Here is an 11,288-nt window from a genome sequence, read left to right on the forward strand (position 1 = left end):
TTGGGTATGAAAGTAATACCGATAGATTGAAGGAGGCTCCATGGCGCAGATCATAACGTCTTCCGTCACAACGAAGGGGCAGATCACCCTGCCCAAGGAAGTGCGCAAGAAATGGGGGATCCGCCCTGGACGCGATCAGGTGGGTTTTCGGCTTTCGCCGAGCGGCCGGGTGGAAGTGGTCCCGGTTCAGGTGGAGGAGAGGCCGTGGAAATTCAGCAAGAGGGAATGGGACAGGATCGCCAAGCTGAGAAGGGAGCGGGGCAGGGTGTTCCGATCCGCCGGGGAGGCGTCGAAGTTCCTTGAGTCCTTGTAGTGCAGTTTGAGTTCAAGCCTTCCTTCCTCAGACTGGTTGAAAAGCTCGGGCCGGGGGAGAGGAAGCGGAAGGTCGTCCAAGCCACGCAGTCCCTCATGGTGGCCCTCGAAGAACGGACGCCGCCGGCTCCCGGCCTCGGGCTCAAGCGTTTGAGGGGGAAGTTCTGGGAGGTCAGGGCCGGCCTGGGGGACCGTGTAATCTTGCACTGGGAGAAGGACGTGATTGGGTTCGTGCTTGTTGGCGATCACAAAGCCGTGAGGAGGTTCCTGAAGACGCTCTGAAAGTGAGGCTGTATCCGGGGATCGAAGTTGGTAACGCGGAATTGCAGGGAGGGGATCACCCTACAGGCAATTCCGTTCCCTTCGGGAGAAGTAGCCCGGCGATACAGGTTCCGAATAGAGAAGTAAACGGAAGTCTGATTTTGACTGCATCCGGCGGTCTGCGTACGCTGCGCGGGTGCGAAACACGATCCAACATGCCATCGACGCCTTTCTGGACGAAATCCGGCTTCGGCCGTCGAAGGAAACACCGCATACGTACGCCTCGGCGTTGCGAGCGTTTCAACTTTTTCTACGAGGGGAGGGGATCGATCCGAGAAAATCGGCGCTCCAACGCCTGACGGTCGATCACTTCCTCGGCGTACCGCACTATCTCAAACGAGAGCATTTCCGGAAGCGCCCGAATGATTACACGATTGCCACCTATCTGGCGGTCTACCTCTCATGGCTCAGGTTCCTTATCCGGCAGGAAATGCACCCGGCACTCGGTCGCGGAAGCGAGCGCATCCGCGCGATGTACCGCGGGCTCAGACCACGAGGTCGGCGCCTCCCCCGTGCGCTGACCGACAGGGAAGTCCGCATCATGGTGCGAGCCGCGTACGACCAGACTTCGGGAAGAGACCGTCAAGCGAGAATCAAGCGCCTGCGGGACATTGCCCTTGTCCACACCCTGCGCTGCGCCGGTGGAAGAATAGGGGAGGTGGTAGGGGCAGTCGTGGAAGATTTGGATTCCAAGAACCGCAGTCTGCGCATTACGGGGAAGGGGAACAGGCAGCGGCTACTGTTCTTCGATCGTTTTGGATGGGACGCGCTGATGGCGTATCTCGACAAGCGTGGGAAGCGGGAACCCATCCGGTCTGCCACGCCGGCGCCCATCTTCTGCCGGCACAACCGGGGCAGCGGCGAGAAAATGCACCGGCTCAGCCAGCGAGGCGCCCGCAACGTCATCCAGGCCCTGGCGAAGGACGCCGGAATCCGCGAACGAGTGAGTCCCCATCGGCTTCGCCATTTTGTAGGGAAGCGAATCCTCGAAAAAACCGGTGATCTGGCCGCGACCCAGGACCTCCTCGGTCATGCCTCGCCGGTGACCACGCGGATCTATTCTCATCTGGTCGCTTCGAGGCTCCGCGAAGCCCACCGCAAAGCCTTCCCGGAGTGATCCGACGCAGACGGGATACGCAGCCTGGCAGCGATCAACGCGGGGTTGGGCTCCGGACGGGCAGGGGTTTTCTTTCTATATAGAAAGCGCTATCCTTGAACCATGGCGAGAAAGACCTTCCAGCGTTCCCTCGGCGCGCACTTGCCGACCGGCACGACACAGGTTGTCTTGTTCATACCCGGCTTGGATCGTGATGGGCAAGCGATCGACCAGGCTCGTTGGCGAAACTCGGCCCTGGAAACCCTCGGGCGTCTTTTCCGAGGGGCAACGGCTTTCCCACCGTCGGAGGGGGTCTGGCGTGACGACGAGAGAGCGGGAAAGCTGCTCTTTGAATCGGTAGTCATGGTGCTTTCCTACGTGAACCCCGCGGACCTCACTGGGAAAGCGCTCGCGGAGCTCAGGAGATTCCTGCACGACTTCGGACGGGAGACGAACCAGGGGGAGGTAGGTGTAATCGTTGGTGGGTCGTATTACGGTATTTCCCGGTACGATCCCGCCCAAAGGATAGGGAGGTGACACAATGACCAAAGCACGGAACGAGAAGCAATCAGCGATAGGGGCCCAGCTCGGTGCAAACCGGGTAGTCAGCCTCGGACGGTCACAATCCCAGGGCCCTCTGGATTGGGTCCTGCTTGGCCAAGAACTGGCCGGGCGGCTGATCCCGGTCGGCGGCAGGCCGAGCGATCCGGCATGGGACATTCAGCGATTGGTGCCCTTCAATTCCAAGACGTGGACGAGGCTGAAGAAACTGGCGACCAGGCTCAGCAGATCGGGTAGGAAAGTCAGCCCGGCCCAGCTTGCCTCCAGTCTGATCGAAAGGGAGTTGGGGCGGCTGCGAACTTGAGTGCTTCCCGACCGAAACGGCTCCGCGCAGCGGCCAAGGTTCCGGTTGGTCGAGATCCTGCAAAAGAATCAAGCAGCCAACCGATTCATGTCTGTCGCGCTGTGCAGGTGAGGGCAGCGGTTTCAGGAGGCCCGCTTGACACGCGGATGAATAGTCGGGAGGATGTGGGCGGATGAAATGGATCCACGAGGTAAACGATGAAGACACACGAACTCCTGGTTGAGCTTCAAAGGCTCAAGGCGGTCAAGGGCGTTTATGACGCCGTCTTGCAAGCTGCAACAGGCGAGGTTGCCGAGCGAAGCTGGGGCAGGCGCACGCGGGAGAAGGGCGAGGAGGTCCAGAGGCTTCATCCGAAGCTCAACCTGAACGATATCCGCAAGAAACGCGAGGGAGTGGTGGCCGCCATCCGCAAATTGGAGGGCCAAATCCGGGACGCGAACCACCGGACCGGCGCCGCCCCTTTGCTCAAGCGCGCGGCCGAAATTGACACGGACCTGAAGGAGCGTACGGCCCGGCTGACGAGCGCCGTACACTATTTCAAATCGGACGGCCGGCCGAAGGACGACCCGATGGAGATCGTCCGTGAGATGATGACGCTCAACGACGAGCGGGCGAAGCTCCGAAAAGAGTTGCAGAAGCTCAACTTCGCCGGATGAACAATTTGGGGACGGTCCCTACGGAGTGCGTTCGATTCTTCCCTGAGACTCAACCGGGGACGCATTCTTTACGCCGAGATCACCGGTGAGAGCCTTAGATGGCGCTGCCCAGAACGGCAACCCCCTTATCGGTTGTTTGTTATCGGTTGGCGCTGATTCGTAATCGCACTGTTGATTGTTGATTATTCGGCGGGACCGATCCCCGTCCCTATTGAAGCCGCACCCTCCCTTCCAGTCCCGGGCGAGGGCTCAGGCCCGTCACCACGCGGATCTATTCTCATCTGGTTTCTTCGCGGCTCCGGGAAGCTCACCGTAGAGCCTTCCCGGACTGACACCACAGTCCGTGGCCCGTAAAGCGGGCCGTGCATTACTCCAGCAACCTCGCCAAGGGAATGGCGAAGACACCCTTTTCGATTTCAGCCCACTCCCGCCCGTTGTAGGCCAGAATCGCCGCTCCGCAATTCTTGTGGGCATCTTTGAACGCCATGAGACCGGCGACGGAAGCGTTGTCCCATCTGGATGACCCCTTGATCTCCAACGCAAGCGTGTGTCCTTTCCACTCGATCACGGTATCCACCTCGTATCGACCTTGGACGTGCCAGTAGTAGACCCGAGCCCCCGGCAGCATCGACGACGCCATCGCCAAGACATTCTGCATGACGTACGTTTCGAGCAGGCGCCCCCAAAGCCAAGTGTCACCCGGTCCCGTCTCGACGTCGACGCCTGCCAGATACGCCGCCAGGCCGGAATCGGACAGGTAACATTTCGGGGACTTGATGAGCCGGGCTGAACGGCTCCGGGCATAGGGCGGGATCTCATGCACGATGTGCGAAAGGACCATCAGGTCCAGGTAGCGGCGCGTCGTCACATGGTTAAGGCGGGCGTCTCGACCGACCTCGGTCAGGTTGAGGATGCTTCCCGTCCGCAGGGCCGTCAGGTGCAGGAGTCGACGAAACGGAAGCAGGTCCGGCAGCTGACGCAACTCCCGGAGATCGCGCTCCAAGTAGGTCTGCTCGAACCCACTGAACCAGACATCCGGCTCCGCAGCATCCCCTAAGACCACCGACGGCATGCCGCCCCGCAAGATCTCGGAAGGGGCGACTATTCCCTTCCGCTCCGGTATGCGAGCGCACAAATTCCTGATCGCCTCTTCTTGGCCGCTCGAACCCTTGCCGCCGCCACCCTTCCCCAAGGCCTTGATGATCCTGATCAAGAGCGGTTCTTCCTTTCCGCCGGATCGCACTTCCGACCGGGTGAACGGGTGGAGCGTGAGGTAGACGGCTCTGCCCGCCAATGAATCCGAGACGTTCCGCATGAGGAGGAAGTTGGCCGAACCGGTCAGGACAAATTGTCCCGGCCTGCGGTGTTCATCCACCTCCCGCTTGATGGCGAGTAGGAGCTCGGGGCACCGCTGGGCTTCGTCTATCGTGAACCGCTCCGCCCGCCGAACGAAGTCCTCCGGATTGCGCCGCGCCGCTTCCAGATGGGCGAGATCGTCTAGGGACACGAAAGCCCGCCCCTTGAAAAGCGGATCCATCCTCACGAGGGTGGTCTTGCCGGCCTGTCTCATGCCGCTGATCACCACCACTGGCATGCTCTTCATCGCCCGTTCCAGAGCCGGAACGAGGAGGCGGGACTTATAGGGAGTCATGATTGAACAGTATGAGTTCCAATTCAGTACATGTCAAGAGTTTCGCTTCCGGCCCTATAACCCAGAGAGGATGTGCCGTCACACACGGCCGGTCCCCCGAGTCCGTGATTTACGGCACAGACGGAAAGTGGTAGGTATGGTAGGGGGTAAGAGATGGAAAGGAACATGTTCAAGCGTGTGCGGGGCTTGGGCATCGCAGTAACCCTCACCCTGTTCGCGACCTCCTGCCAGAAATCCTCGACTGGTACAGGCGCGGCTACGACCACTGTTCCCGAAGACGGAATCCCAATGACCGTGGCCATTCCGCTCACACCAGAGCAGGCCACCGCTCTCACCGGCATCAGCGAGATGAGCAGGATTGACGAACTTTCAAGAACCGACGAGATGTCGCGCGTGGATGAACTCTCCCGCGTTGACGAAGGAATACGCGGTGTCGCACTCGACATCGAAGTGGACGGCCAAGCCATCGGGCAGGGAATACGTGGCTCGCTCAAATCCGGTGTTCGCGGCGGCATCCGGGGCGTGGAGCAATCGGGCGTCAGGGGTGCGGAAGCGGGAGGCATACGCGGCTCCCCACGTCGTCAAGCCGACGAGCCGCTGTTTGTATTCGAGGCGACCTTCTCCTTCCCCATCCATCTTGCGCGCGACGGCGACCAGAGCGTCAGGACAAAAATGCGTTCAACGGAAAACCCGAACGTCGAGTTCTTGACCGTCACCACGCAGGTGGAGGTGAAACCCACGTCGGATGGCGGAGTGGCTACGCAGGTGGCCGTTTCGGACAACGCCATCAATCTGAGTCAGGTGGACCTGAAGGATTCAGGAGACGGGGTTTCCGTACTCACCAAGGTGCTGGTCGCGGGTGTGGATGCCGCTCTCGACCCGTCTACCAAAGTTGACGAGGCCTCGGTGAAAGCGGTTTACGAGCAGTACGCGCAGAAGCTCGAACAGACCATGCTGGCGCAGGGCTATTCCGTGACCGTGGACGTGTCGCACGTCGATCTCACCCCACCGGATACATTCGTGAGCCGTGAGCCTTCAGCCGTAAACAGCGTTGTGTTCAAGTTCACGTGCAACGAGACCTACTGCACGTACCGCTGCTCGCTTGAGGGTTCCACCTTTGCGCCCTGCTTAAGCCCCTTCACGCCCGCGCCCGCTCCCGGCGAGCGGACATTGCGCGTCGCGGCCTCCGACAAGTTGGGGAACACCGACCAGACCCCGGCTTCCGTCACGTTCTACTCGGACACCACGCCCCCCGAAGCCATTTCCATCACCATCGAGAACGGGGCGGAGTTCATCAATAGGACGCTCGTGAACGCAGCCGTCAAGGCGACCGACGACAATCCGATGGAGATGCTGCTCGCCCAAGACACCGGCTTGTTCGAGGTGAAGACGGTTATTTGGGTTCCGTATGCGGAACAGACGAAGTTTTCCATGCCGACCGGGGACGGCAAGAAGACCGTCTACGTGCAATTCCGGGACAAGGCGGGCAACCGGAGCAAGATCATCTCGGATGACATCATTCTCGATACCAAGCCGCCGGATACGACGGTCACCTGCCCGCCATCGCTCACCAATGCCAACACCGCCTCCATCGCGTTTGCATGCACGAATAATTCCCCCTCTCCCCTTGCGGGAGAGGGCGGGGGTGAGGGGTGCTCCTTCCTCTGCCAACTCGACACCGGCACCGCCGCCCCATGCACCAACCCCGTGGCCGCCGCGAATCTCGCCGAGGGTGCACATGCCTTTGAAGTCAAAGCCAGGGACAAGGCGGGCAACATCGACACCACCTCCGCGACCTGTTCGTGGGTCGTTGATACGACGCCGCCCGACACGGCGATTTCCACGGCTCCGGCAAGCGCGACGAACTCCACCAGCGCGAGCTTCTCGTTTACTTCTCCCGATACGGGAGCGGCCTTCGAGTGCGAGCTTGATACGGCAGGCTTCGCCGCTTGCGTAACCCCGAAGGCGTATACAGGTCTGGCCGCAGGTTCGCACACGTTCAAGGTTCGAGCACGGGACGCCGCAGGTAATGTGGATGCAACTCCCGCGACCCACACATGGACCATCGATCTGACGCCGCCCACTGTAGCGATCAGCTCTCAGCCGTCAGCGGTCAGCAACGCGACGTCTGCGACGTTCACGTTCACGTGCAACGAATCTTCGTGCACGTTCACGTGCAGCCTCAATGCCGCCGCTCACGCAGCCTGCACATCCCCCAAGAGCTACATAGGCCTCGCCGATGGCTCGCACACATTCGAGCTCAAAGCCACGGACGCCGTTGGAAACACCTCCTCAGCCGTCTCTTACACGTGGACCATCGACGCGACGGCTCCTTCCGCGCCCGTAGCCGGAAACATCACGGTCACTCAGAACGCCCCCGGCACCGCCGACACGATCCAAGGCCCGGCAGGATCGGTGGAGGGATCAGCTATTGTGAAAGTATGGGCCGATGCGCTTCTCACGAGTCTACTCGGTCAGGGTACGGCCTCCGCGAGCGGTATTTTCGGTGCCATCAGCATCGGCGACAACACCAGTGCCACGGTCTACATCACCGCCACCGACGCCGCCGGGAACCAGTCCTCTTCCACCAGCAAAACGAACGACATTACTCCGCCCGTACTCTCGCTAACCAATGTGGAAGGGGACGGCACTTCCCCGTATGTTGACACGGCGAACGACGCGAACACGGACATCGCGATCTCTGCCGGCGAGGCGACCTCGTGCAAATGGGACACTACCGACATCGCCTACGGGAGCATGGCGAACACGTGCACGTCCACAAGCCTCTGCACGGTCACGGGCGCTACAACCGATGGCACCAGTTATACGAGATACATCTCCTGTGTGGACGCCGCCGGAAACTTCAACTCCGCGACGAACAATCTGGACGTTTCATGGACCAACGATTGGAGTCCGCCCGCTATCTCCATCACCAACATCGAAGGCGATGCGGCAGCAACGTACTACGACGCCGTGAACGATACGAATACGGACATCGCCATCTCGCCTTCCGATAGCTCGACCGTGACCACCTGCAAGTGGGACACGACCGACGTCGCCTATGGTTCGATGGCCAATACGTGTACGTCCACGAGCCTTTGCACCATCACCGGCGCGGCCACGGACGGCACCGCCTACACCCGCTACGTAGCCTGTATCGACTCCCTCGGCAACGCGAATGACGCGACGAACAACCTCGCCGTGACTTGGACGAACGACTGGAGCGTCCCCTCCATCTCAATCACCAATGTGGAGGGCGATACCGCCGCCACGTACTACGACATCGTGAACGATACGGACACGGATGTCGCGATCTCCATCACGGACGCCTCCGGGACGACCGCCTGCAAGTGGGACACGACGGACATCGCCTACGGCTCAATGGCCAACGCCTGCGCCTCCACCACCGCCTGCAAGATCACCGGCGCGGCGACGGAGGGGATACCGTATTCCCGATACATCTCGTGCGTAGATGCGGCGGGAAACGCGAACACGGCGGTGAACAACCTGGACGTAACCTGGACGAACGACTGGACCGTGCCTTCCATTTCGATTGTGAACGTCGAAGGCGACACCGCCGTCGCGTACTACGACACGGTCAACGACTCGGACACGGATGTCTCCATCTCCGTTACCGATACGTCCGGAACCGCGGCCTGCAAATGGGACACGACGGACATCGCGTATGGCAGCATGGCGAACTCCTGCGCCTCATCGACCACATGCACCTTCACGGGCGCAGCCGTTGAAGGAAGCGCGTACACCCGGTACGTCGCGTGCATCGACGGTGGGGGAAATGCCAACGACGGAACGAACAACCTTGCCGTCGCCTGGACTAACGACTGGACCGCCCCCACGGTCACACTGAGCAGCGTCGAAGGGGACACCGCCGCCACGTATTACGACACGGTGAACGACTCGAACACGGATGTGGCGATCTCCGCGAGTGACGCCGTCTCAGGCGTCAGTACGTGCAAATGGGACACGGCCGACAACGCCGCCGGTTCGATGTTCAACACTTGCGCCTCCACGAGCCTCTGCACCATCACGGGGGCGGCAACGGACGGGACGACCTACACACGATACATCGGATGCGTGGACGCCGCCGGGAACGGCAACACCACGGCGAATAATTTGGACGTCACGTGGACGAACGATTGGACGGCACCGACTTCTACCATCTCCACCCCAACGAACAACGCCAAGCTCGCCGCGCTCACCTCCATCACGGGCACCGGTTCCGATACGACTAGCGGGCTGAACAAAGTCGAAATCACCATTTCAGACGGTCTGAACTACTGGAACGGAACGACCTTCGGCGCCCCGATCACATGGCTCCTCGCCGCCGGCACAACATCTTGGAGCTACTCCACTGTGCCCTCGTGGGCCAGCGGCACCAGCTACACGGTTCAATCGAAGGCTACGGACAACACCTCGAATGCAGAAACGCCCGGTGCCGGGAACAGCTTTACCTTTGACTCCACCGCCCCCACGTTCGGTGGGGCAGTGAAGGCCGAAGCCGGCGGTCTGCCGATCACCATTTCATGGTCCGCAGGGTCAGACACAGTGACGACCGCTCCAAACCTGGTCTACAAGATTTGCCAGACGACGACCGCAGGCGGCTGCTCGGCATTCGCCACCACGTACACCACCAGTGCCGGTGCGACTAGCTACGCCACCGCGCCGCTCACGAAGAATACCACCTACTATTTCGTCGTCCGCGCCCAGGATGAAGCGGGCAATACGGAATCCAACACGGTCGAAAAAGCCGACGTCGCCGGCGGAAACGTCTGGGTGAGCAAGACGGCCATGACCACGGCAAGATACGATCTCGCGGCGGTGGCTGTGAACGGCAAGATTTACGCCATCGGCGGATGCATCGCATGTACCCCCGTTGCGACGAACGAGGAGTACGACCCGGTGGCGAATACGTGGGCGACGAAGACTGCCATGACCACGGCAAGATCGGCCATTGCGGCGGCTGCCGTGAACGGGAAGATCTACGCCATCGGTGGTTGCAACAACGCCCCTTGCTCCCCCGTGGTTGCGACGAACGAGGAATACGACCCGGTGGCGAACACGTGGGCGACGAAGACTGCCATGACCACGGCCAGACAGGCGTCCGCGGCGGCAGCCGTGAACGGCAGGATTTACGTCATCGGGGGATACAACGCGGGTTCCCTTGCGACGAACGAGGAGTACGACCCGGTGGCGAACACATGGGCGACCAAGACCGCCATGACCACGGCAAGGCGCACTCACAAGGCGGTGGCCGTGAACGGCAGGATTTACGTCATCGGGGGTGCCGTCGGCCCTCTTGCGACGAACGAGGAGTACGACCCGGTGGCGAACACATGGGCGGCGAAGACGGCCATGACCACGGCAAGACAGGAGCTTTCGGCGGCGGCCGTCAACGGCAGGATTTACGTCATCGGGGGAAGCAACGGGACGACCTATGTTGCGACGAACGAGGAGTACGACCCGGTGGCGAATACGTGGGCGGCGAAGACGGCCATGACCACGGCAAGACGGATGCCCGCGGCGGCCACAGTGAACGGCAGGATTTACGTCATCGGGGGAGGCAACGGGGGGGGTAATCTTGCGACGAACGAGGAGTACGACCCCGTGGCGAATACGTGGGCGACGAAGACCGCCATGACCACGGCAAGAGAGTCGCCCGCTGCGGCGGCCGTATGCGGCAGGATTTGCGTCCTCGGGGGATTCAACGGGAGCTATCTTGCGACGAACGAGGAGTACGATCCCGTGGCGAATACGTGGGCGACGAAGACGGCCATGACCGTGGCAAGATACTATCACGCGGCGGCGGTGGTGAACGGCAGGATTTACGTCGTCGGGGGAGGCAACCCGGGCGCTCTTGCGACGAACGAAGTCTACGCGCCTCCGATTCCGTAACCTGTAGCATCGTCACACCTGCGCGCTCGTTTCCGAGAGCAGCATGGCCGAAGAGCTTGGGGACGCATAAAAGAGTACTTTCTGCCAGCACGGTGAAATGCTGGGGATCGAACAGTAATGGCCAACTCGGCGACGGAACGACCGTCAACCGCCTCACGCCCATCCAGGTGCAGAATCTTCCCTGAGAAGTCCGCACGGCACCGCCGCTCTCAAATACGCTGTTATTTCGGTTCAGGCGCTGCTCCGGACCCGACCTGCCGAATAGATAGGTAAACGGAAGTCTCGCTCGCCGACGAAACGTTCTCCTTAGGGGATCCAGCTCCCCGGCGCTCTCCTGGCACACGCTGGGTGAGGGAGCGATGAGCGAAGGACCGGTGTGCGGCCTCACAGCCTTTGTCCCAGTTGGCTCTTGAAAAAGGGTAACAGTTTCGGTCCCTCGATTTTGAGAAGCCCGCGGTTGATGAGGGCACAGGT

General features: G+C 61.1%; 9 protein-coding genes. 8 read left to right on the forward strand and 1 reads right to left on the reverse strand.

Annotated elements, in window-relative coordinates; translation table 11 throughout:
• Positions 1 to 40: 40 nt before the first annotated feature.
• From HYT87_19675 to HYT87_19700, 6 genes are all read left to right on the forward strand, one after another.
• A complete protein-coding gene (locus tag HYT87_19675) occupies positions 41 to 313 on the forward strand; it encodes an AbrB/MazE/SpoVT family DNA-binding domain-containing protein (GenBank protein ID MBI2061966.1) in 273 nt (90 codons plus the stop codon).
• Positions 313 to 594, forward strand: coding sequence for a hypothetical protein (locus tag HYT87_19680; GenBank protein ID MBI2061967.1), 282 nt, complete (start codon positions 313 to 315; stop codon positions 592 to 594). The genes HYT87_19675 and HYT87_19680 overlap by 1 nt, the downstream gene beginning before the upstream one ends.
• A 175-nt stretch (positions 595 to 769) precedes the next feature.
• Positions 770 to 1,750 (forward strand): tyrosine-type recombinase/integrase, encoded by a 981-nt coding sequence (locus HYT87_19685; protein MBI2061968.1) that lies wholly within the window; start codon positions 770 to 772, stop codon positions 1,748 to 1,750.
• A 102-nt stretch (positions 1,751 to 1,852) separates the two neighbouring features.
• Positions 1,853 to 2,266: a hypothetical protein gene (locus tag HYT87_19690; protein MBI2061969.1), complete on the forward strand. Its 414-nt coding sequence runs from the start codon at positions 1,853 to 1,855 to the stop codon at positions 2,264 to 2,266.
• Between the two features lie 4 nt (positions 2,267 to 2,270).
• Positions 2,271 to 2,594, forward strand: a complete 324-nt coding sequence (locus HYT87_19695) for a hypothetical protein (protein ID MBI2061970.1) — start codon at positions 2,271 to 2,273, stop codon at positions 2,592 to 2,594.
• Between the two features lie 197 nt (positions 2,595 to 2,791).
• Positions 2,792 to 3,250, forward strand: a complete 459-nt coding sequence (locus HYT87_19700) for a hypothetical protein (protein MBI2061971.1) — start codon at positions 2,792 to 2,794, stop codon at positions 3,248 to 3,250.
• Between the two features lie 367 nt (positions 3,251 to 3,617).
• Here the strand turns inward: HYT87_19700 and HYT87_19705 are convergent, their stop codons facing one another.
• The gene (locus HYT87_19705; protein MBI2061972.1) at positions 3,618 to 4,901 is read right to left on the reverse strand and encodes an ATP-binding protein; all 1,284 of its coding nucleotides are present in this window, start codon (positions 4,899 to 4,901) and stop codon (positions 3,618 to 3,620) included.
• Between the two features lie 153 nt (positions 4,902 to 5,054).
• On the opposite strand from HYT87_19705, the gene HYT87_19710 reads away from it, so the two are divergent.
• Positions 5,055 to 10,814, forward strand: coding sequence for a hypothetical protein (locus HYT87_19710; GenBank protein MBI2061973.1), 5,760 nt, complete (start codon positions 5,055 to 5,057; stop codon positions 10,812 to 10,814).
• Entirely contained in the window at positions 10,709 to 10,999 is a 291-nt protein-coding gene (locus HYT87_19715) for a hypothetical protein (protein MBI2061974.1), read from the forward strand. The genes HYT87_19710 and HYT87_19715 overlap by 106 nt, the downstream gene beginning before the upstream one ends.
• Positions 11,000 to 11,288: the final 289 nt, after the last annotated feature.

The organism is Nitrospirota bacterium (genome assembly GCA_016180645.1).
In the GTDB taxonomy this organism is placed as follows: domain Bacteria; phylum JACPQY01; class JACPQY01; order JACPQY01; family JACPQY01; genus JACPAV01.

Excerpts from the sequence above, each read along its gene's own strand:
- HYT87_19675 (MBI2061966.1), top strand. The coding sequence starts at position 41 with ATGGCGCAGATCATAACGTCTTCCGTCACAACGAAGGGGCAGATCACC.
- HYT87_19700 (MBI2061971.1), top strand. The coding sequence starts at position 2,792 with ATGAAGACACACGAACTCCTGGTTGAGCTTCAAAGGCTCAAGGCGGTC.
- HYT87_19705 (MBI2061972.1), bottom strand. The coding sequence starts at position 4,901 with ATGACTCCCTATAAGTCCCGCCTCCTCGTTCCGGCTCTGGAACGGGCG.
- HYT87_19695 (MBI2061970.1), top strand. The coding sequence starts at position 2,271 with ATGACCAAAGCACGGAACGAGAAGCAATCAGCGATAGGGGCCCAGCTC.
- HYT87_19690 (MBI2061969.1), top strand. The coding sequence starts at position 1,853 with ATGGCGAGAAAGACCTTCCAGCGTTCCCTCGGCGCGCACTTGCCGACC.
- HYT87_19710 (MBI2061973.1), top strand. The coding sequence starts at position 5,055 with ATGGAAAGGAACATGTTCAAGCGTGTGCGGGGCTTGGGCATCGCAGTA.